At 72.1% G+C, this 20909-nt stretch carries 23 protein-coding genes; 15 read left to right on the top strand and 8 right to left on the bottom strand.

All coding sequences use genetic code 11. From position 1 onward, the window contains the following. Window positions 1–3 precede the first annotated feature (3 nt). The 6 genes from HOO61_RS21860 to HOO61_RS21835 all read left to right on the top strand — a co-directional run bounded on the left by HOO61_RS21860 (window position 4) and on the right by HOO61_RS21835 (window position 4081). On the top strand, window positions 4–528 hold the full coding sequence (locus HOO61_RS21860) for a nitroreductase family deazaflavin-dependent oxidoreductase (protein WP_172261835.1): 525 nt from the start codon (window positions 4–6) through the stop codon (window positions 526–528). A gap of 57 nt (window positions 529–585) precedes the next feature. Further along, window positions 586–1260, top strand: a complete 675-nt coding sequence (locus HOO61_RS21855; RefSeq protein ID WP_172261833.1) for a hypothetical protein — start codon at window positions 586–588, stop codon at window positions 1258–1260. Between the two features lie 31 nt (window positions 1261–1291). Continuing rightward, the gene (locus HOO61_RS21850; RefSeq protein ID WP_172261831.1) at window positions 1292–1858 is read left to right on the top strand and encodes a hypothetical protein; all 567 of its coding nucleotides are present in this window, start codon (window positions 1292–1294) and stop codon (window positions 1856–1858) included. Continuing rightward, window positions 1839–2732 carry a hypothetical protein gene (locus tag HOO61_RS21845; RefSeq protein ID WP_172261829.1) on the top strand — a complete coding sequence of 298 codons (894 nt, stop codon included), beginning with the start codon at window positions 1839–1841 and terminating at the stop codon, window positions 2730–2732. The genes HOO61_RS21850 and HOO61_RS21845 overlap by 20 nt, the downstream gene beginning before the upstream one ends. Further along, a complete protein-coding gene (locus HOO61_RS21840) occupies window positions 2716–3270 on the top strand; it encodes a nitroreductase/quinone reductase family protein (RefSeq protein ID WP_172261827.1) in 555 nt (184 codons plus the stop codon). The genes HOO61_RS21845 and HOO61_RS21840 overlap by 17 nt, the downstream gene beginning before the upstream one ends. A 199-nt stretch (window positions 3271–3469) precedes the next feature. After that, window positions 3470–4081 (top strand): hypothetical protein, encoded by a 612-nt coding sequence (locus HOO61_RS21835; protein WP_253942653.1) that lies wholly within the window; start codon window positions 3470–3472, stop codon window positions 4079–4081. A gap of 232 nt (window positions 4082–4313) precedes the next feature. Here HOO61_RS21835 and HOO61_RS21830 read toward each other — a convergent pair whose 3' ends face one another. Beyond that, entirely contained in the window at window positions 4314–4730 is a 417-nt protein-coding gene (locus HOO61_RS21830; RefSeq protein WP_172261825.1) for an ATP-binding protein, read from the bottom strand. Window positions 4731–4954: 224 nt separating this feature from the next. Here HOO61_RS21830 and HOO61_RS21825 point away from each other — a divergent pair, with 224 nt between their 5' ends. Beyond that, complete coding sequence (locus HOO61_RS21825; protein ID WP_172261823.1) at window positions 4955–6622, top strand: SpoIIE family protein phosphatase; 1668 nt, start codon at window positions 4955–4957, stop codon at window positions 6620–6622. Between the two features lie 194 nt (window positions 6623–6816). Further along, window positions 6817–7665, top strand: a complete 849-nt coding sequence (locus tag HOO61_RS21820; RefSeq protein WP_172261821.1) for an alpha/beta fold hydrolase — start codon at window positions 6817–6819, stop codon at window positions 7663–7665. A gap of 43 nt (window positions 7666–7708) precedes the next feature. Here the strand turns inward: HOO61_RS21820 and HOO61_RS21815 are convergent, their stop codons facing one another. The 3 genes from HOO61_RS21815 to HOO61_RS21805 all read right to left on the bottom strand — a co-directional run bounded on the left by HOO61_RS21815 (window position 7709) and on the right by HOO61_RS21805 (window position 9990). Then, the gene (locus HOO61_RS21815) at window positions 7709–8734 is read right to left on the bottom strand and encodes a magnesium transporter (RefSeq protein WP_172261819.1); all 1026 of its coding nucleotides are present in this window, start codon (window positions 8732–8734) and stop codon (window positions 7709–7711) included. Window positions 8735–9013: 279 nt separating this feature from the next. Then, window positions 9014–9577: a GNAT family N-acetyltransferase gene (locus HOO61_RS21810; RefSeq protein ID WP_367650275.1), complete on the bottom strand. Its 564-nt coding sequence runs from the start codon at window positions 9575–9577 to the stop codon at window positions 9014–9016. After that, the gene (locus HOO61_RS21805) at window positions 9574–9990 is read right to left on the bottom strand and encodes a VOC family protein (RefSeq protein ID WP_172261817.1); all 417 of its coding nucleotides are present in this window, start codon (window positions 9988–9990) and stop codon (window positions 9574–9576) included. Before HOO61_RS21805 ends, HOO61_RS21810 begins: the two co-directional genes overlap by 4 nt. A 44-nt stretch (window positions 9991–10034) precedes the next feature. On the opposite strand from HOO61_RS21805, the gene HOO61_RS21800 reads away from it, so the two are divergent. After that, window positions 10035–10322, top strand: coding sequence for a glutaredoxin domain-containing protein (locus HOO61_RS21800; protein ID WP_216659170.1), 288 nt, complete (start codon window positions 10035–10037; stop codon window positions 10320–10322). A 39-nt stretch (window positions 10323–10361) separates the two neighbouring features. Further along, window positions 10362–10760, top strand: a complete 399-nt coding sequence (locus tag HOO61_RS21795; RefSeq protein ID WP_172261813.1) for a YccF domain-containing protein — start codon at window positions 10362–10364, stop codon at window positions 10758–10760. On the opposite strand, the gene HOO61_RS21790 is transcribed toward HOO61_RS21795, so the two are convergent. The 4 genes from HOO61_RS21790 to HOO61_RS21775 are packed head-to-tail and all read right to left on the bottom strand — an operon-like array spanning window position 10757 to window position 14162. After that, window positions 10757–11659 carry a pseudouridine-5'-phosphate glycosidase gene (locus HOO61_RS21790; RefSeq protein ID WP_172261811.1) on the bottom strand — a complete coding sequence of 301 codons (903 nt, stop codon included), beginning with the start codon at window positions 11657–11659 and terminating at the stop codon, window positions 10757–10759. The genes HOO61_RS21795 and HOO61_RS21790 overlap by 4 nt on opposite strands. Continuing rightward, window positions 11659–12558 (bottom strand): carbohydrate kinase family protein, encoded by a 900-nt coding sequence (locus tag HOO61_RS21785; protein WP_367650274.1) that lies wholly within the window; start codon window positions 12556–12558, stop codon window positions 11659–11661. The genes HOO61_RS21790 and HOO61_RS21785 overlap by 1 nt, the downstream gene beginning before the upstream one ends. A gap of 34 nt (window positions 12559–12592) precedes the next feature. Then, window positions 12593–13816: an MFS transporter gene (locus HOO61_RS21780; protein WP_216659168.1), complete on the bottom strand. Its 1224-nt coding sequence runs from the start codon at window positions 13814–13816 to the stop codon at window positions 12593–12595. Then, a complete protein-coding gene (locus HOO61_RS21775; protein ID WP_172261809.1) occupies window positions 13803–14162 on the bottom strand; it encodes a DUF3054 domain-containing protein in 360 nt (119 codons plus the stop codon). The genes HOO61_RS21780 and HOO61_RS21775 overlap by 14 nt, the downstream gene beginning before the upstream one ends. A 33-nt stretch (window positions 14163–14195) precedes the next feature. Between HOO61_RS21775 and HOO61_RS21770 the strand changes: the two genes are divergently transcribed. The 5 genes from HOO61_RS21770 (at window position 14196) to HOO61_RS21750 (ending at window position 20899) form a co-directional block, all read left to right on the top strand. Next, window positions 14196–15503 (top strand): cytochrome P450, encoded by a 1308-nt coding sequence (locus tag HOO61_RS21770; protein ID WP_172261807.1) that lies wholly within the window; start codon window positions 14196–14198, stop codon window positions 15501–15503. Window positions 15504–15617: 114 nt separating this feature from the next. Next, on the top strand, window positions 15618–17864 hold the full coding sequence (locus HOO61_RS21765) for a GAF domain-containing protein (protein WP_172261805.1): 2247 nt from the start codon (window positions 15618–15620) through the stop codon (window positions 17862–17864). Next, window positions 17861–18238, top strand: a complete 378-nt coding sequence (locus HOO61_RS21760) for a response regulator (protein ID WP_172261803.1) — start codon at window positions 17861–17863, stop codon at window positions 18236–18238. Before HOO61_RS21765 ends, HOO61_RS21760 begins: the two co-directional genes overlap by 4 nt. Next, entirely contained in the window at window positions 18235–19341 is a 1107-nt protein-coding gene (locus HOO61_RS25090) for a response regulator (protein ID WP_172261801.1), read from the top strand. Before HOO61_RS21760 ends, HOO61_RS25090 begins: the two co-directional genes overlap by 4 nt. A gap of 4 nt (window positions 19342–19345) precedes the next feature. Continuing rightward, window positions 19346–20899, top strand: a complete 1554-nt coding sequence (locus tag HOO61_RS21750; RefSeq protein ID WP_172261799.1) for a peptide ligase PGM1-related protein — start codon at window positions 19346–19348, stop codon at window positions 20897–20899. Window positions 20900–20909 lie beyond the last annotated feature (10 nt).

Below are 20909 nucleotides of genomic sequence, written 5' to 3'. Positions count from 1 at the left end.
GTCATGGGGGTTCGCACGGTCCACCGCGGTCCAGCGACCCGACCCCTCCTGGGCTTTCGGCGACGACCGGGCCGTCTGGCGCTCTTCGTCTTCCGACTGCCGCTGCCGCTGTACCGGACTGGAGGCGGGTGGCTCCTCGGTCACGTCTTCCTGGTTCTGACCCACGCGGGACGCAGGACCGGCCGACCGCACGACACCGCCGCGATGGTCCTCGCCGAGGACCGGACGACGGAGGAAGCCGTCATCTGCTCGGTGTGGGGGCCGCGCACCGACTGGGTGCGCAACCTGCGTGCCAACCCCCCGCTGCTGGTTCGCATCGGACGGCAGTCCTACGTGCCCCACCATCGTTTCCTCACCGACGAGGAGGCGTTCGCGGTGGGCGTGGCCTTCCGGCGCCGTCACCCGCTGCGAATGCGGATGGTCGAGCTGGCGTTCGGGGTGGATCTGCGGTCGGACGAGGCGCTGCGCGAGTTCGTCAGGACTCGCCCGTTCGTCGCCCTTCGACCACGCTTGACCGAGAGGAAGTGAGCGATCATGCGCGTCCTTCACAGGGACAGGCCGGCCGTCACCCACACGACCGCCACCATGACCGAGCCCCCGTGGGGGCCGTGGGTGTGGTTGGCCGCGGGTGCCGGGCTGTTCTTCGCGGTCCCGTTCGTCGGGACTGATCTGTTCGCGTTGCCGCGTGACCTGTACTACCTCGTCTACGTCGCGACAGTGGGGGCGTTCTTCGCCGCGTTCCTGATCAGATACCGGCACCGACTGGCTGGACTGTGGCAGCAGCACTGGCAGCGGAGCCTGCTCGTCGGTGCCCTTGCCGGGGCGGCGGTGGCCGGGATCGTGCTCTCAACGGCGGGCACCGACCACCCGGACGGTCTGCGGTGGTGGTTCGACATCGCGTGGCGCGGCGTGGTCTACGGCAGCGCCGACACAGTGCTGCTCTTCGTGTTCCCCGCTGCCGTCGCCTACCTCGTCATGCGCGGCGACCGCACCGGCACCCGGCGAAAGCTGGGCTACGCCGGCCTGACCCTGGCGCTGTCGCTGCTGGTGTCGACGAGCTACCACCTCGGCTACTCCGAGTACCGCGATGCCGACCTGCGCTCCCCGGTCATCGGCACCGCCCTCGGCAACTCAGCGGCAGTGTTCACCGGCAACCCGGTCGGGGCGTTCGTCACCCACACCGCGGCCCACGTCACGGCCGTCGTGCACCAGTACGAGGGCGGTCCCACTCACATGCTGCCGCCCACCGAGGACGACTGAGGGCGAGTGGTCCCTCTGGACGGAGGTTGTCATGGAGAAGATCATGTGGCTCGTGCTGGGCGGGGTCGCATTCGTCGCGGCCCTACGCGCCAGCCAGAGTGACAGGGCCCGGCGGGTCGGTCGCTGGGCCATCGGTGTGCTGTTCATCGTCTTCGGCGCTGCAGTGAACGCGATCTACTTGACGCTCGGCGACGACGCGTATGCCGACTTCGCCGAGCCGTCGCCGTTTGCGTTCGTGCGTGACACCTGGGCGTCACTCGTCGTGCCCCATCAAGGGTTCTTCATCACGCTGCTCATCATCGGGGAGGCGACGGCGGGCGCGCTCGTCCTGGTGGGCGGGCGGATGACCCAGGTCGGGCTGGTGTCCTTGATGGTGTTCCACGTCGGACAGCTGGCCTTCGGCGGGGTGCTGTGGGTCTGGGCGCCGCTGATGATCCTCACCCTCGGACTGCTCCTCCGCGCCGAACGCCGTGCCGCCCGTCGGCCTCAGCAACCGACGCAAGGGCGCGAAGTTGCGGCGTCTCGGACACCAGCGGACGTCGGCAGCGCACGGTGGTTGCAGCCGGGAGGGACCGGTCATGTCGATCGACACTCGTGACACGCGACCGCGCACCAGCCCGGGCCACGCTTCCCGACGGCCGACCTCGTTCACGCTGGTGTTGGTCTGGTTCCTGGTCGTCCTCGTGCTCGCTGCCTCCGCGGCCGGCCTGTTCGTCGACGGTGTCTACACCGGCCCCGGGTCCACCGCGGCGACCCTGCGCGCCTGGGACCTCGTGCACGTGGTGCTCGTCGTCCCGGCCCTCGTGCTCGTGACCGGTTCGGCGGGCCGGGGCTCGGTCCTCGGCCAGCTGTCGCTCGCCGGCCTGGGCGCCTACGTCGTCTACACCTACGCCTACTACCTGTTCGGCACCGGCTTCAACGACCTGTTCCTGTTCCACGTAGCGGTGTTCGGCACGGCGTTGTGGTTGCTCGTGCTCACCCTCGTGAGCCTCGACGCCGACGAGCTCGCGAACCGGTTCGGGATGAAGACGCCCGTCCGTGTCGTGGGCAGCATCCTCGCGCTGCTCGCGGTGTCCCTCGGCGGGCTGTGGGTCTACTGGGCGCTCGACAACGCCGTCACCGGTGACGTGCCGGCCGGGAGCCGGCTGGTCGAGACCGACCTCGTCGTGCACCTGGGCATGGCGCTGGACCTCGCGCTGCTGGTGCCGCTCTACGCCGCCGCCGCGGTCCTGTTGTGGCGACGGATGCCCTGGGGCTTCGTCCTCGCCGTCCTCGCCCTGTTGCCCGGCATCCTGCACCAGCTCACCTACCTGGTCGCCATGCCGTTCCAGGTCGCCGCCGACGTGCCCGGTGCGGTCGGCACCGACCCCGCCGAGCCGGTCATCGTGCTCCTCTACCTCGCCGCGGGCATCCTGCTGCTGCTCGGTCTGAGGCACGCGCCAACCGGGAGGGCCGATGACACCGCCCCGTGATGCCCAAGCCCGTACGACGCTGCTCGCACGCTGGTTGCGCCCCCAGGACTACTCCGCCGACACCCCCTACCGCGCACCCGCGCGGCTCTACGGCCGCCTCAGCCGGTGGACAGGGGTGCCGCTGACCAGCATGGGCCTCGCGCCCCGGCACGCGGTCACCTTGGAAGTGCGTGGGCGCCGCACCGGCCGAATGCGCCGCAACCCGGTCCTCCTCACGCCTTTCGACGGGGCGGAGCACCTCGTGGCCTTGGCCGGGGAGTCCGACTGGGTCCGCAACGTGCGCGCCGCTCACGGGCGCGCCGTCCTGCACCACCGTGGATCACGCCCCGTGCGGCTGGTCGAGCGCCCGCCCAGCTCACGCGCGCCCGTCCTGGCCGCCTATCAAGCAGCCGGGGCCGCTCGCAGCGGCGAGGCGGCGGCCCGGCTGCAGGCGCAGCTCAACTTCGGCCTGGGCCCGGAACCCACGCTCGCTGACTTCGAACGCATCGCCCACCGGTACCCGGTCTTCCAGGTCCACGACAGGTCGCGGGAGGACTGACGCGCCTGTCTGCTCGGCCTGTTCCTCGTCGCACACGGACTCGTCCATGTCGCGATCTGGCTCACGCCCGCCGACAGCGTCGCACCCGGTCGGGACCTTGGTCCCGCGACGACGGTGACCGGCGGCCCTGATCCCCTGAGCGGGGCAGCGGGACTCTGGTGGTGACCCAGCAAACCCACCACTCGAGGAGGAGATGACGATGAACGTCATCCACCGCCAGCACCACATCAGCACCGAGGGCGTCACCACCTCGGAGACCGAGGAAGTCCACAACGTCGGTCTCGCTCGCGCCCTCGCCACCCTGCGGATCGCCTTCGGATTCACCTTCCTGTGGGCTTTCCTCGACAAGACGTTCGCCCTGGGCTTCAGCACCGGTGCCCAGTTCGCCGAGGACGGTTCCCGGGCAGGGATCGACTTCATGGCCCAGGACGCCGCCTGGCTCAACGGAGGCAGCCCGACCGAGGGCTTCCTCACCTTCGGCGTCCCTCCGGACAACCCCTTCCATGGGTTCTTCACCTCCCTCGCCGGTCAGGCCTGGGTCGACTGGCTGTTCATGGCCGGCCTGCTCGGGATTGGCGTGACCCTCCTCCTGGGGGTCGGGATGCGGATCGGCACGGCGGCCGGCGCTCTCATGTACGCGTTCATGTACGCCGCGGTGCTGCCGCTGGAGAACAACCCGGTCGTCGATGACCACCTCATCGGCGTGATCGTGATGGTCGTCCTCGCCCTCGGCGCGGCCGGCACCACGTGGGGGCTGGGTCACTGGTGGAACCGCACCGGACTGGTACGGAAGTACCCCGTCCTGCGATGACACCAGTCCCTCACCGGACCCGGCGCCAGACACGGCGCCGGGTCCTCTGGCGTGCGGGCGGACCTCTGCCTGATGCGGCTGTTGGAGGCGGGACGTCAGTGCAGCCGGACGCGCGACACGAGCAGTTGCCTCCGACGCAACCAACCGGTGTGCGGCCCCACCGCAAGCTCCCAATGGCGCGCCGCGTTCACTTGAGCCCCGACAGCACGCTCGTCGTGGATGGTGATTCGTATCAGCTGTCCATCATGAACCGCGCACTGAAGCCGCTGCCGTCCCGTGAGGATCCCCACCGGCTCGCAAGGGCGTCGACCAGCTGGAGTCCGCGGCCGTCGACGCGGAGGGGGTTGCTGGCGTCGGGCGGCCTCAGGTCGGTTCCTGGACCGGCGTCGCGGACCTCGACGGTCACGGTTCCGGCGTCGTTCGTCACCTGCACCCGGCATCCTGAGGCGGCGTGCAGTACGGAGTTGGTGACGAGCTCCGACATGCACAGCGCGACGGTGTCGGCCGTGTCGCGGTCGATGCCCCAGCGGGCCACCGCGATCCCCGCCCGACGCACGCCAGGGAGCGCGGTGAGGGTGCCGAGCGCCCCTTCGGCCCACGCGGTCGTGGAACCCAGGACGGTCGCCCTCCCATCGCTTCCAGCCTCCACGACGTGAGCGTACGGCGACCACCGCGGCGGCGCCACGGCTCGACGCATCGACGGCGTGGGCCCGGACAGATCCGCCAATCGGGGTGGACTCCGCGCATACACTCCCCAACACGCTCGCGCGTTGCGATGATGGCCGCGTGCCCGGCCCTGCGCCCCTTTCCGACCGACTGACCCGTCTCGCGCGCGTGACCGGGGAGCTGGCGGACCTGCACACGGTTGAGGCGGTGTGCGAGACCGTTGTCACCCACGGTGCGGAGGCGGTCGGGGCGGCGGTCGCGTCCATGACGCTGCTGAGTGACGATCAACGCACGGTGCTGCTCATGGCGCTCAGCGGCGGTCGTGCGGGCGACAAGGAGGAGTGGAGCACCTTCCCCGTCACGGTGCGGACCCCGTCCGCGGAGGCCATCCGCACTGGATCGCAGCTGGTGGTCAGCGGGCCGGACGCGATCGGACGTCGCTTCTGCGACATGCCTGCGCGGAACGCGCACACGGTGGTCGCCCTGCCCCTCAGCACTGGTGCGGCGGTGATCGGTGCCATCAACCTCACGTTCACGGAGGCGCGCGACCTCGAGGACGCAGAGGTTGAGTTCCTCGGCATCCTCGCCGACACGTGCGCCCAGAGCGTCGCCCGCATCAAGGCCCAGAAGGAAGCTGCTCGGCAGCGAGCGAAGCTCGAGTTCCTCGCCGAGGCAGCCACCGAGCTGGCCAGCAGCCTCGACTACCAGGTGACGCTCGCCAACGTCGCCCGCTTGGCCGTGCCGACGTTCGCCGACTGGTGCGCGATCGACGTGGTCGACGACGGGCGACTGCGCCGTCTCGCCGTGGCCCACGTCGACCCGGCGAAGGTGCAGCTCGCACATGAGCTGGCCGAGCGTTACCCCGCCGACCCGGACGCGCCCCACGGAGCGTGGCACGTCATGCGTACCGGGCGCAGCGAGCTCATCGCCGAGATCACCGACGAGATGCTGACGGCCGGCGCGGTGGACGACGAGCACGCAGCCATCGCGCGGGCCCTCCACCTCCGAAGTGCCGTCACCGTTCCGCTTGTCGCGCGCGGTCGCGTCCTCGGAGTCATCACCTGGGTGGCGGCTGAGTCCGAACGCCACTTCACGTCCGAGGATCTTGCACTGGCCGAGGAGCTTGCCCAGCGGGCGGCGGTGTCGCTGGACAATTCGGAGCTCTACAGTCAGACGTTGGCTGCTGCAGTCCAGCTCCAGCGCGCCGTGCTGCCCCACGCGCTCGCCACCTCGTCACGATGGGAGGTCGAGCACTACTACAGCCCTGCCGGGCGCACCGAGGTCGGCGGTGACTTCTACGACGTCGTCGAGCTCGACGACGGGCGCCTGCTGATGTTCATCGGCGACGTCATGGGACGAGGTGTCTCGGCCGCCGCGGCGATGGCGCAGGTCCGGGCAGCCGTCCGCGCGTACGCCGCACTGGACCCCGACCCTCAGGTCGTCCTGGCGCGGCTCGACCGGATGTTCGACCACTACGCCTCCGAGCAGCTCGTCACCCTCCTCTACATGCTGGTCGACCCGAGCGCGGACACGTTGAGCTGGGCCAACGCGGGCCACCCCGCACCGCTCTTGTTGCGGCCCGACGGCGCAACCCAGCTCCCCGCGGCCGACGGCCCACCCCTGGGCGTGGGCACTCCGACTCGTTCCGCGGACACATTGCCCTTCGGTGCCGGTGACCTCGTCATCACATTCACCGATGGACTGATCGAGCGACGCGGTGAGGACATCACCGATGGCCAAGAGCGTGCAGCGCTGGCGGCGGAGTCCCTCGCCGCGCAGCCGCTCGACCAGCTCGTGCCGACCCTGGTCAGCAAGGTCGGCGACCCCCGGCGCGACGACGACGTCGCCGTGCTCGCAGCGCGGCGCCTCACCTAGATGGGATTCCCAGCCGGGCTGCCAACCCGGTGATGCGCGGCACCCTGCGCGATCGAACGTGAATAGGGCGGCGAGCTGCAGTGACCGCCGGGCCTCGGACGGGTGGGTCGGCGCGTGATCTTCGACCCAGATCGGCCGCGGTGGTGCCGCACGGGGTTACCGTGGGGTAACACTCCGTCACAGTGAGGATGCTGATGGTCACCCTGGCCCCGCAGACGGTCGTGCTCCACGGCCACGAGCTGTCGTACGTCGACAGCGGCTCCGGCCCGGCCGTGCTCTTCATCCACGGCATCCTCGGCTCGCAGCGCCAGTGGGCCCACCTCGTCGACGAGATCGACGACGACCACCGGGTGCTGGTGCCGGACCTCTTCGGGCACGGAGCCTCCGCCAAGCCGACGGGCGACTACTCGCTCGGCTCACATGCCGCGACGTTGCGCGACCTGCTCGACCACCTGGGCGTGGAACGGGTCACCCTCGTCGGGCACTCGCTGGGCGGGGGCATCGCGATGCAGTTCTACTATCTCTTCCCCGACCGGGTGGACCGCCTCGTGCTCGTCGCGAGCGGCGGCCTCGGGCGTGAGGTCAACCTCGTGCTCCGCTCGGCGACGCTTCCCGGCGCCGAGCAGGTGCTCGGGGTCGTCGCCTCCGCGCCAGTTCTCCAGCGGGTCGAGGCGCTCGGTCGCGGCGCGCAGCGGGTGGGCTGGAAGCCGGGGGCGGACATCGGGGCCATCTGGCGCGGGTTCACCTCGCTGGGTGACCGGGAGAGCCGTCGCGCGTTCCTCGCCACCACCCGCGCGGTGATCGACATCGGCGGCCAGAGCATCAGCGCCCACGACCACCTCGAAGCAGTGACGCCGCCGCCGACGCTGATCGTGTGGGGATCCCGGGACCGGATGATCCCGGCGTGGCACGCGCTCAACGCGCAGCGAGCCCTCCCCGACTGTCGCGTCGAGCTGTTCGAGGGTGCAGGCCACTTCCCGCACCTCGACGACCCCGATCGCTTCGCGCGCGTGCTGCGCGAGTTCATGTCCAGGGCCACGTGACGACCCTCGACGCCCGGCCGAGCCGTCCGGCGTCCGACCCGGCTCAGCCGACGATGACGGCGGCGACGGCGAAGTAGATCATCAGCGACAACAGGTCCTGGATGACCGTCGCGAGCGGTCCGCTGCCGAAGGCGGGGTCACGACCCATGCGCGCGACGAGCCAGGGCAGCGCCATGGCGATCACGGTTGCGACGGTGCACGCTGCGAGCAGTGCGAGGGCGACGGTCACGGCCAGCTCTGCGGAGCCGAGCACCCACCAGACGGCCGGCAGGGTGGCGCCGGCGAGGACCAGCCCCACGAGCAGGCCGGTCAGCGACTCCAGGCGGAAGACCCGCGCGATGGGAACACCCACCGACAGCCCGCGGATGACCAGCGCCTCGGTCTGCGTCCCCACCGCGTCGGCCATGTAGACGATGCCCGGGATGAAGAAGGCGAGCCGCACGTCGGCGGCCAGGCCCTCCTCGAACCCACGCACGAGCACGGCCGCGCCGGCAGAACCGAGGAGCCCGATGAGCAGCCACGGCAGCCGGTGCCACAGGCGCGCTGCGAGGGGCTCGTCCATCGCGTGGCGTGCCGAGGCCGAGGAGCTCATGAAGCCGCCCAGCCGGGCGAGGTCCTGGTCGTGCTCGGTGAGCAGCACGGTCAGCAGTCGCTGGGGCGTGACCAGTCCCCGGAAGCCGCCCTCGTCGTCCACGACGGCCAGGCTCGACTCTCCGTGGTGCGCGGCCTTCCACGCCGCGGCCTCCTGGTCGGTGCCCGGAGCCACGGCGGGTGGATCGGGGTCCATCAGGTCGGCGGCCCGTGCGGACGGATCGGCGCCGAGGACCGTCTCGACGCGGATCAGGCCCAGGAGGCGGTGCCGGGTGGAGCTCGGGTCCGCGTCCCCGCCGCCCTGCTCCACGACCGCCACGTCCGCCACCGAGTCGAAGCGGCCGCCCACGAGGATCCGGTGGAGCTCGGCCACCGTGGTCGAGGGGCTGCAGAGCGGCACGTCGGTGATCAGGTAGGTCTCGATGGAGCCCGGGAAGAGCGGCTCCGACGCTCCGGGCAGCGCGGTCGGCACGGTCATGGCCACATCGTGGCAGCCGCACGACCCGCGCGCTCGGGCTCGCGACCAGCGCCGTCGGACGGACCCAACGCCCGCCGGGGCGGTCGTCGAGCGCGTGACGGGCGGTCGGCTCCCCCCGTTCGGTCCGTACGACGGCGAGCAGGGCAGGGTCTGTCCACCCGCCATCGGGGTGTTGAGCAGCCCCACGGGGCTCGGGTAGACGTGGATCAGGCCGACAGGGGGAACGGTCGAGGCCCCGCTGGTCGTCGCAACCGATCGGTGGGGCCGCGGTGTGCGGATCTATCGATCCCCGGATCGCCACTCGTCCTCGAGCATCGCGAACACCAGCTGGGTGGCCCACGCGCCCTTGAAGTGCACGTTGTCGACCAGGCGGGCCTCCTGCCGCATGCCGAGCCGGGTCAGCAGCCGGGCGGACTGGGTGTTGCCCTCGATGCAGACGGCCGTGATGCGGTGGAAGCCGAGGTCGTCGAAGCCGAGGCGCAGCATCGCGGTGGCGGCCTCGGCGGCGTATCCCCGGCCGTGGTGCTCGCGGGCGAGCGCGAAGCCCACCTCGCCCTGGCGTTCCGAGGCCCACTTGAGCAGCACCTCGCCGATCACGGCGCCCGTCGACCGCAGCTCGACGGCCAGCACGAGCCACTGGCCGTGGGCGATGAGCTCGGTCTGGGTCAGCTTGACCTGCAGCGTCTCCGCGGTGGCCCTGCGGTCGCGGACCGGCCACGGCACGTAGCGCACCACCTCGGGGTCGGAGTGGAAGGCGAGGAGGTCGTCGAGGTCGGTCGCCCGATGCGCTCGCAGGACCAGCCGCTCGGTCTCGACCGGCAGGCGCACGTCGAGACCGGTCACAGCGTGAAGTGCCCCGGCGCGAGGCTCCGGAGCACGCAGAACTCGTTGCCCTCGGGGTCCGCCAGCACGGTCCACGACTCCTCGCCGGTCTGCCCGATGTCGGCCCGCGTCGCGCCCAGGGCGAGGATGCGCTCCACCTCCTCCTCGTGCGGTACGTCGACGGGGGAGACGTCGAAGTGCGAGCGGTTCTTCACCGTCTTGGGCTCGTCGACCTTCGCCAGGAAGATCGTCGGGCAGACCGGTCCGGAGCGCACGGCGTCCAGCAGCTGCTGGTCCTCGACCCGCTCCGGGCTGATCTCGACGAGGCCCGGCTCGCGGTGGACCACGACCCAGCCCAGCACGCCGCACCAGAAGTCGGCGAGGAGTTCGGGGTCGTGGCAGTCGAGGGAGATCTCGGTCAGTCGGGAAGCCATGCTGCGATCCAAGCAGCCATCCGGGCGTGGGCATACTGGTCGACGTGTTCAACCGGAAACCCGCATCGGTGTCCGCCGTCGAAGGTGCGCGCGCGGCGGACGACGGGCGGGTGGTCGTCTACTGGCGCAAGGGTTGCCCGTTCTGCAAACGCCTCGAGCTCGTGCTCGGCAAGCGGGCTGCTGACGTCGTGTGGGTCGACGTGTGGGCCGACCCCGCGGCGTCGGCGTACGTCAGGAGCGTCAACGGCGGCGACGAGGTCGTCCCGACGGTCGTCGTGGGTGGTGTGGCGCGCACCAACCCGCCGCCGCGCGAGGTCCTCGCCGCGCTCTGAGCGCGCCGCTCGCACCCGGTGGTCTGGTTGGATCGCCACGTGCGCCTGTTGCTGAACGTCATCTGGCTGGTCTTCGGCGGGATCTGGCTGTTCCTGGGCTACGTGCTCGCCGGGGTGCTGCTGTGCATCCCGATCATCACGATCCCGTGGGCCATCGCGTCCTTCCGCATCGCAACGTTCGCGCTGTGGCCGTTCGGTCGCACGATCGTCGCCAAGCCGTCCGCCGGGGTGGGGTCGTTCCTCGGCAACGTGATCTGGTTCCTGCTGGCAGGGTGGTGGCTCGTCATCGCCCACGTCGTGTCCGCGGTGGCGCTCGCCATCACGATCATCGGCATCCCGCTCGCCCTGGCCGACCTCAAGCTCATCCCGATCTCGCTGGCGCCGCTCGGCAAGGACATCGTGCCGACCGGGGACGGCGAGTTCGACCGCCGCCGCTAGCGCGAGGCGTGCTCGCGCGCGATCGCCGCGCCGAGCCGGGCGTTGTGCTCGACGAGCGCGATGTTCGCCGCGAGCGAGGCGCCGTCGCTGATCTCGACGATGCGGCCCAGCAGGTAGGGCGTGGCGTCCTTGCCGGTGATGCCGAGGGAGTCCATGTCGGCGAGGGCCTGCTCGATGATGCCGCCGATCTCCTCCGCGGGGATCTCCGACTCGGCCGGGATCGGGTTGGCGACGACGACGCCGCCAGTCAGCCCGAGGTCCCACTTGGCCTGCATCAGCGCGGCGACCTCGGCGGGGGAGTCGACCCGCATCGGCGCCCCGAAGCCCGACGAGCGCGAGAAGAACGACGGGAACTCGTCCGTGCGGTAGCCCAGGACGGGCACGCCGAGCGTCTCGAGCTTCTCCAGCGTCAGCCCGATGTCGAGGATGCTCTTCACGCCGGCGCAGACCACCGCGACCGACGTCGTCGACAGCTCGGTGAGGTCAGCCGACACGTCGTACGACGTCTCCGCCCCGCGGTGCACGCCGCCGAGACCGCCGGTCACGAAGACGCTGATGCCGGCGAGGGCCGCCAGCCGCATCGTCGACGCGACCGTCGTCGCCCCGTGCAGCCCGCGCGAGACGACGTAGGGCAGGTCGCGGATCGAGACCTTCATGACCGATGCGTCCGAGGCCAGCAGCTCGAGGTCGTCGGGGGAGAGGCCGATGGTCGGCCTGCCGTGGAGCACCGCGATCGTCGCCGGCACCGCGCCGCCGTCGCGGACGATGCCCTCGACGGTGCGAGCCATCTCCACGTTCTGCGGGTACGGCATGCCGTGGCTGATGATCGTGCTCTCCAGTGCGACGACGGGCCGCCCCGCCGCGAGCGCGTCGCGGACCTCGTCGGTGATCGTCAGCATCAGGGGCGCTCCTCGGGTCGGGCGAGCACGTCGGCCAGGTCGGGCCGGACGGTGTGGGGGCTCTCGACGGTGGCGGCTGCGGCGCGGTGACCGAGGCGCGCGGCCTCGACGGGGTCGGCCCCGCCGAGCCACGCCGCGACCCACGCGGCCAGCATCGCGTCGCCCGCGCCGGTCACGTCGACGACGGTGGCGGCTGTGGCGGGCAGGTGGGTCGGCTCCGCGCCCCGGCTGCACATCCAGGAGCCGTCCGCCCCCTGCCGCAGCCACACGTGCTCGACGCCCCGGTCGTGGAGGTCGGCGACCGAGGCGCGCCAGTCCGAGGCGGGCCGGCCGGTGAGGGCGGCGAGCTCGTCGGAGTTGGGCGTGACGAGTAAGAGGTCGTGCACCAGGTCCGCCAGCCGCCCGGCCTTCGCCACCGAGACCGGCTCGAACGCGAGCGGGACGCCCGCGGCCGCGGCCGCGGCGACGACCCGGGTCGCCTGGGCGTGGGCGAGGTTGCCGTCGAGCACGACCAGCGCGGCGTCGGTGAGGTGCACGGTCTCGAGCACGAGCCGGTCGACGATCGCCATGTCTGACACCGCGGCCACGAGCTCGCCGCGGTCGTCGAGCACGGCGGTGTAGGTGCCGGTGGCGCCGGGCGCGCGGCGTACGGCCGACACGTCCGCACCGCACGCGGCCGTCACGCGCAGCGCCTCGTCACCGAAGGCGTCGTCGCCGACGGCGGACACCAGCCGCACCGGCGCGCCGAGCAGTCCGAGGCAGGCGGCGATGTTGCGGCCCACGCCGCCGGGTGAGATCCGGGTGTGGCCCGGGTTGCTGGTCGCCGGGACGAGTGGCGCGGACGTACGGGCGACGACGTCCATGTTGGTGCCGCCGACGACCACCACCCACTGCCTCACGCCCAGATCCTGACAGAGCGACGAACGGCGCGCGTCAGATCTCGTCGTCGACGTACGTCGGTCGCGCCACGCGAACGCCCGCGAGGGTCAGCGGCACCGAGGTGAGGGCGAGCAGCACGAGGACGAGCGTCCAGCCGCCGGTGGCCTCGTGGACGAGGCCCACCAGGAACGGCCCGATCGCGGCGAGGGCGTAGCCGACGGGCTGAACGAAGCCGGAGAGCTGCGCGGTCACCGACGGGTGGCGGGTGCGGGCGGTGATGAGCGCGATCGCGGTCGGGAACGCCAGCCCGGAGTAGCCGAGCATGAGCGCCCACAGCCACGGGAGCGTGGCCGGGGCGAGGACGAGGCCGGTGTAGCCGAGCGCCATGAGCACGCCGAAGGACACGGCCATCGGCCGCAGCCCACGTCCGCGCGCGATGACCGTCGGCAGCACCAGGGCGCCGGCGATGCCGACGCTGGAGAGCAGGGCCTGGAGGGCCCCTGCGTGCGAGGCGGAGATGCCGGCGTCGCGGTAGACCTGCGGCAGCCAGCCGAACTGGACGTAGGCGTGCATCGACTGCACGCCGAAGAGGACGGTCAGTGCCACCGCGGTCGGGGAGTGGACGATGCGCCCGCTGGGGGCGGCGTCCCCGCTGACCTGGTGCTCGGCGGGGGAGCGGCGTTCGTGGACGCTGAGCCACACCCACAGGGGGAGGGCGAGCAGCGCGAGGAGTCCCCACATGCCGAGGCCGGCCCGCCACGACCCGGCCGCCTCGCTGACCGGCGCCGTCGCCACGGAGCTGAGGGTGGCGCCGACGACGAGCCCGGTGCCGTAGACGGTTGTCAGCGCGACCGTGTGGCCGTGGGCCTTGATCCAGGCGGGCACGAGGACGTTGCCGACGGCCATGCCGGCCAGTCCGACGACGGTGAGCAGGAGGAAGACCGGCACGTCGCTGGTCGTGACGCGCAGGAGCAGGCCGAGGGCGGCCGCCGCGAGCCCGATCGTGATCCCGGCGGTCATCCCGACCTTTCGCGCGAAGACCACCGAGACGGCTCCGACGACCCCGAAGACCAGCCCGGGCAGGCCGGTCAGGGCGCCGGCGACCGCGGCGCTCATGCCCAGCCCGGTGCGCAGCTCCTCGAGCACCGGCCCGAGCGACGACGCGCCGGGTCGCAGGTTGACCGAGACCAGGACCACGGCGGCGAGGAGGACGCCGAACGCGAGGCCGGTGGAGCGTACGGCGCCGCGCGGGCGGGCGTCGGCGTCAGTCACGAGCACCGGCCCGGGCGCCGACGCTGCTGAACCTCGCACCGAACCTCGGCAGCACCAGGAGCGCTCCCAGGACGAGGGTCGCCACCACGACGAACGCGGTCGCGGTGCCCTGCCCGCTCGCCTGCCGCAGCGCCATGCCCCCGACGAGCGCCCCCGCCCACACGACCAGGCCGGAGGTGACCGCGGCCGGGGGTCGCCGCAGGGCGGCCAGCGCCGTCCACGCGAGCAGCGTGCCCGCGAGGAACGGCCACGCGGTCGTCCACCAGCCGGCGGCGGTGAGCGAGTCGTGGTGGCTCAGCCGGCCGAGCACCGCGAAGACGGCGACGAGCAGGAGGTCGACCACGAGCCACATGCCGGCCAGCCTAGGCAGCACTACCCTCGGGTCATGGCGGCGCCCACCACTGAGCTGAGGTCGGCGGTCCACTGGGGCGTGGCCCACGGCATGCCGACGCTCTACCTGCGTCGCGCGGCTGCCCGGGGCGACCTCCAGGCCCGGCTCATCCGGCTCGGGGCGACGGGTTCGGACGAGGTCTTCGACCTCGTGGAGGAGATCCGGTCACGCGGCACCCTCTACCGCTCCGGCATCGGCCACGTCACCACGAGCCACGCCGCCGTGCGCCACGTGCTCACCAGCGACGACTTCCGCACGGGCCTGCCGACCGCGCAGGGGCCCCTCGGCCGGATCTCGCGCTGGGCCGCTCCCACCACGCTGCACCCCGTCGAGCCGCCGTCGCTGCTCGTGACCGAGCCGCCCGACCACACCCGCTACCGCAAGCTCGTCACCCGCGTCTTCACGATGCGGGCGGTCGAGCGGCTGCGCGAGCGGACCGAGGAGATCGCCGCCGACCTGCTCGACTCCCTGGAGCGACGGGCGTCGGGACCCGTCGACCTCGTCGAGGCCTACTGCTCGGTGCTGCCCGTCACCGTCATCGCGGAGATCCTCGGGGTGCCCGAGCGGGAGCGGGCCCAGGTGCTCGACTTCGGCTCTGCGGCCGCGCCCAGCCTCGACCTGGGGCTGGGCTTCCGTCGCTACCGGTCCGTCACGCGGGCGCTGGGGCAGTTCGACGCCTGGCTCGGCCGGCACCTGGAGACGCTGCGCCGCACCCCGGGCGACGACCTGCTCAGCCAGCTCGTCGCCGTCCGCGAGGAGGGCCGCGGTCTCGACGAGACGGAGCTGAAGTCCACCGCCGGGCTGGTCCTCGCCGCCGGCTTCGAGACGACCGTCAACCTGCTCGGCAACGGCATCGCGCTGCTGCACGACCACCCCGGGGAGCGGGCCCGGGTCACCGCCGACCCGTCGCTGTGGCCCAACGTCGTCGAGGAGGCGCTGCGTCTCGACCCGCCCGTGCTGCTCACCGGCCGCATGGCGGTCCGCGACACGGAAGTCGGTGGGCGGGAGGTGCGTGGCGGGTCGATGGTCACCGCGATCCTCGGTGGGGCCAACCGCGACCCCGACGTCTTCACCGACCCGCTGCGCTTCGACGTGGCTCGCGCCAACGCCCGTGACCACATCTCCTTCTCCGCCGGCCGGCACCACTGCCTCGGCGCCCAGCTCGCGCGGATGGAGGGTGAGGTCGGGCTGCGTGCGATCTGGGAACGCTTCCCCGGCCTCAGGCTCGAGCCGGGTGCCCGCCGCCGCGAGACGCGCATCCTGCGCGGCTTCGAGACGCTCCCGGCCACGCTGCGGCCCTGAGCGCGGACCCCGTCAGGGGGACCTGGCCCATCCCCAAATCGGGTCTTGCTGGTCCGGGGTGCCGGGAGCACACTCGAAGCGCGGGGGCGCTGCAGGGACGGTGCCATGGAGGACATGGAGGAAGCCCAGACGACGGGAACCGGCAGCGGTGCACACGTGCACCGCAGGCTCGTCGACGCCCAGGAGCAGGCGGCGGCGACGCGCGAGATCCTCGAGGCGCTGGGACGCGCGGGTGCCGATCCGGGCGAGGTCCTCGACACCATCATCGAGCGCGCCGCCCGGATGTGCCGGGCCGACGCCGCGCAGCTCTACCTCGGTGAGAACGGGACGTTCCGGCTGTCCCGGGTGGCCGGCAACGTGCCGGACGAGTTCCGTCGCCACCAGCAGGAGCACCCCATGGCCATGGGGCGCGACAGCCTGCTCGGTCGTGTGGCCCTCGACCGGACCACCCAGCAGATCGCCGACGTCCTGGCAGATCCGGACTACGGACGGCACGACCTGCAACACCTCGCCGGCTACCGGTCGCTGCTCTCGTCGCCCATGCTCCTCGACGGTGACGTGATCGGGATCCTGTCCGTGTGGCGCATCCGGGCCCGCCCGTTCGACGCCGGTGAGGTCGACCTGATCAGCACGTTCGCCACCCAGGCGGCGATCGTCCTGCGCCAGGTCGAGCTCGTCGCCGCGCTGGAGACCCGCAGCCAGGAGCTGGCCGCCAAGGTCGACCAGCTCGAGGTGCTCCGCGAGATCGGCGACGCCGTGAGCTCGAGCCTCGACCTCGAGGAGGTGCTCGGCGAGATCGTCAGCGGCGCCGTACGCCTCACCGGCGCGGACGGCGGGTCGATCATGGAGTACGACACCGCCGAGGACTGCTTCCTGGTGCGGGCCACCGCCGGCGGCACCGAGGGCCTGACCGCGCGCCTGCGTGAGCTGCGCATCGCGCGGTCCACGTCGCCGGTCGGACGGTCAGCGGCCGAGCGCTCGACGCTCGAGATCACGGACCTCGCGGCCGTGCCCCGCGACGAGCACCTCGACGTGCTCCACGCCGACGGCTGGCGCTCGCTGCTCGCCGTGCCCCTCGTCCGACGCGACCAGCTCGTCGGCGCCCTGGTGATCAGGCGGCGCTCGAGCGGCGGCTTCGCCACCGAGACGCCCGAGCTGCTGCAGACCTTCGCCAACCAGTCGGGGCTCGCCATCGTCAACGCGCGTCTCTACGGGGAGCTCGACACGAAGCGGGCCGAGCTGGAGGTCGCGAGCAGGCACAAGTCCGAGTTCCTCGCCAGCATGTCCCACGAGCTCCGGACGCCGCTCAACGCGGTCATCGGCTTCTCCGAGGTCCTCCTCGACCGGCTGTTCGGCGACCTCAACGAGCGCCAGGAGGAGTACCTGCGAGACATCTGGGCGTCGGGCAAGCACCTGCTCGAGCTGCTCAACGAGATCCTCGACCTCTCCAAGGTCGAGGCGGGACGCATGGTCCTCGAGCCGAGCCTGGTGTCGGTGCAGGCCTGCCTCGACTACGTGCTGTCGCTGGTCCGTGAGCGAGCCGCCTCCCACGGGATCGAGCTCGGCCTCGAGGTCGCGGACGACGTAGGGATCGTGTGGGGGGACGAGCTGCGGCTCAAGCAGGTGGTGCTCAACCTGGTGTCGAACGCGGTGAAGTTCACCCCGGACGGCGGGCGGGTCGACGTCCGGGCCGAGCGCGACGAGGGTGACGTGCTGGTCCGGGTGACCGACACCGGCGTCGGCGTGCCGGCCGAGGACCGCGAGCGCATCTTCGAGTCGTTCCAGCAGGGCCGTCGGAGCACGCCACAGGAGGAGGGCACCGGTCTCGGGCTCACCCTGTCCCGGCGCATCGTCGCCCTCTTCGGCGGGACCCTGTGGCTCGAGCCCCCGACGGACGCCGGCGGGAGCACCTTCGCCTTCCGGGTGCCGCTGCCGCGCGTCGAGGCGGCCGGCGGGAGCGGGACAGCCGGTGGGCGCGCCGTCCTCCTCGTCGACGACGACCGCGCCTCGCTCGACCTGATGACCGCCTACCTCTCGGCCACCCCCGTCCAGGCGCTGCGCGCGCGTGACGGGCTGGAGGCGCTGGCCCTCGCCCGTACGGCGAACCCGCTGGCGGTCGTGCTGGACATCCGGCTGCCCCGCATGGACGGCTGGGAGGTGCTCACCCGGCTCAAGGCGGACCCGGTCACCCGCTCCATCCCGGTCGTGGTGGTGTCGATCGTCGACGAGCGGCAGCGCGGCCTCCGGCTCGGGGCCGCGGCGTACCTGCTCAAGCCCGTGCGGCGCGAGGACCTCCTCGAGGCGCTCGACGTTCCCGGCCTCGGTGCGGGCCTCGACCCGGTGGGTGGTGGTGTGTCGTGAGTCCCAAGGTCCTGGTCGTCGAGGACAACGAGCTCAACCTCAAGCTGGTGCGCGCCGTCCTCGAGCACGCCGGCTACGACGTGGCCGCGGCGTCCACGGGCGAGCTGGGGCTGGCGTCCGCGGTGAGCGAGCCGCCCGACCTCGTGCTGTTGGACCTGCAGCTCCCGGGCATCGACGGCCACGAGACGCTGCGCCGGCTGCGCGACGGCGTCCTGGCAGACGGCGTACCCGTCGTCGCCGTGACCGCCCTGGCGATGGCCGAGGACCGCGACCGGGCGCGCAGCGCGGGGTTCGACGGCTACCTGGAGAAGCCGATCAGCCCGCGGTCGCTCCCCGAGCAGGTGGAGCGCTTCCTGAACGGAGGTGGGTCGTGACCGGGCAGACCGTCCTCGCGGTCGACGACCAGCCGGCGAACCTGCGCCTCCTCGACGCGGTGCTCGCGCCGCGGGGCTTCGAGGTCCTCGCGGCCTCGAGCGGGCAGGAGGCCCTCGACCTGCTCGGGTCGACCGACGTCGACGTCGTGCTGCTCGACGTGCAGATGCCCGGGATGGACGGCTGCGAGGTGTGCCGCCGGATCCGGCAGGACCCGCGCACCCAGTTCCTGCCGGTCGTGATGATCACCGCCGGCGGCGGCGCGCAGCGGCTCGAGGGGCTCGAGGCCGGCGCCGACGACTTCATCACCAAGCCCTTCGACCAGTCCGAGCTGCTGGCCCGGGTCCGCTCGCTCGCGCGGATCAAGGGCTACCACGACACCGTCCGCCGCCAGGCAGCCGAGATCGCCACCTGGAACCGCGAGCTCGAGGCCCGGGTGGCCGCACAGGTCGAGGAGATCGAGCGCATGGGACGGCTGCGCCGCTTCCTGTCGCCGCAGCTGGCCGACGTGGTCGTCAACGACGAGGGACTGCTGGCCAGCCACCGCCGCGAGATCGTCGTGGTCTTCTGCGACTTCCGTGGCTTCACCTCCTTCGCCGAGGCCTCGGAGCCCGAGGAGGTGATGCACGTGCTTGGCGAGTTCCACCTGGCCCTCGGGGCTCGGATCGAGGAGCACGGCGGCACGCTCGAACGGTTCACCGGCGACGGCGTGATGGTCTTCTTCAACGACCCCGTGCCCGTGCCCGAGCCGGCCGGCGCGGCGATCGCGATGTCGCTGGCGGTGCGCGAGGACGTACGACGTCTCGCGTCCGGCTGGGCGCGCCGGGGGCACGACCTGTCGCTGGGCGTCGGCGTGGCGCAGGGGTTCGCCACGCTGGGCCGGATCGGCTACCCCGGTCGCTCGGACTACGCGGCCATCGGCAGCGTCACCAACCTCGCGGCCCGGTTGTGCTCGGACGCCGGCCCGTGGCAGGTCCTGGTGACCGACCGCGTGCTGGCGCAGGTCGAGGAGAAGGTCGCGGCCGACGTGGTCGGCGACGTGCAGCCCAGGGGGTTCAGCCGGCCCGTGCGGGTCCACGACGTGCTGGAGACGACCGGGAGGTAGGCGGATGGACGTGCTGGCGGGCCTGGACGAGGAGCAGCGCTACGCCGTCTTCGACGACCTCCAGCAGCGGCTGCCGCAGGTGTGGGACGCCATGCGGCGCGACCTGCCCGGGGAGTCGGCGGTCGTCGTGCCGTCGATCAGCCTCGACAGCTCGACGGCGACGAACGGGACGTTGATGCAGGCGATGGAGGAGCGCGCGCTGTTCCAGCTGCTGCTCCTGAGGCAGCCGATGCTGACCCTCGTCTACGTCACCTCCTCGCCCATCGCCGACGAGATCGTCGACTACTACCTCGGCCTGCTGCCCGGGGTCATCCCGAGCAACGCGCGCCGCCGCCTGCGGCTGGTGTCGGTCGGTGACGCGTCGACGCGGCCGCTGAGCCAGAAGGTGCTCGACCGGCCGCGCGTGCTGCGCCGCATCGGCGAGCTGGTCCCCGACCGGTCGGTCAGCCACCTCATCCCCTACACGACGACCGAGCTCGAGCGCGACGTGGCGATCAGCCTCGGCATCCCGATGTATGGGTCCGACCCGCGACTCGCGTCGCTCGGCAGCAAGTCCGGGTGCCGTCGCCTCTTCGCCGACGTCGGCGTCCGTGCCCCGGTCGGGGCCGAGGACCTCCGGACGGTGGACGACCTCGCGACGGCGATGACGAGGATGCGGGCCGACCTCCCGTCGCTCGCGGAGGTCATCGTCAAGATCAACGAGGGCGTCTCCGGCTCGGGCAACGCGCTCGTCGACCTCGCGGGCCTGCCCGCCCCGGGAGGGCCGGGCGAGGAGGCCGCCGTGCGCGCCCGGATCAGTGAGCTGCGGCCGGAGGCGGCGGACGTCGGGGTGGAGGCGTTCCTCGCCGACTTCGAGCGCCTCGGCGGGGTGGTGGAGGAGCGGATCACCGGGACCGCGATCACCAGCCCGAGCGTGCAGATGCGGGTGCTGCCCGACCGGACCGTCGAGCTGCTGTCGACCCACGACCAGCTGCTCGGCGGAGCGAGCGGGCAGAAGTACCTCGGCTGCGTGTTCCCCGCAGATCCGGCGTACTCCCGCCTCATCGTCGAGCCGGCCGTGGCGGTCGGGCGCGACCTCGCCCAGCGCGGCGTGCTGGGGCGGTTCGCGGTCGACTTCGTCGTCGTCCGCGACCGTGCCGGCGACTGGACCGCCCACGCGATCGAGCTCAACCTCCGCAAGGGCGGCACCACGCACCCGTTCCTCACCCTGCAGTTCCTCGTCGGTGGGGAGTACGACGGCGACGCCGGGCTCTACCGCACGGCGTCCGGCGCCCCCAAGTTCCTCGTCGCGACCGACCACCTCGAGGACGACCGGCTCCGGGCGCTCACCCCGCGCGACGTCTTCGACGTCGTGGTGCGCAAGCGGCTGCACTTCGACCACTCCCACAAGACGGGCGTCGTGTTCCACATGCTCAGCTGCGTCACCGAGTGCGGCCGGCTCGGCATGACGGCGATCGGCGACAGCCCCGAGCAGGCCTGGCAGACCTACCAGGACGCCACCGAGGCCCTGCTGGAGGAGGCGACCGCGGCGCTCGCGCCGGGGACCTTGCCCAGGTGAGGGACCCTGT

Source organism: Nocardioides sp. zg-1230 (assembly GCF_013155335.1).
Classification (GTDB): domain Bacteria; phylum Actinomycetota; class Actinomycetes; order Propionibacteriales; family Nocardioidaceae; genus Nocardioides.
The sequence above is the reverse complement of the archived record's forward strand: the minus strand, read 5'-3'. Positions and strand labels throughout refer to the sequence as shown.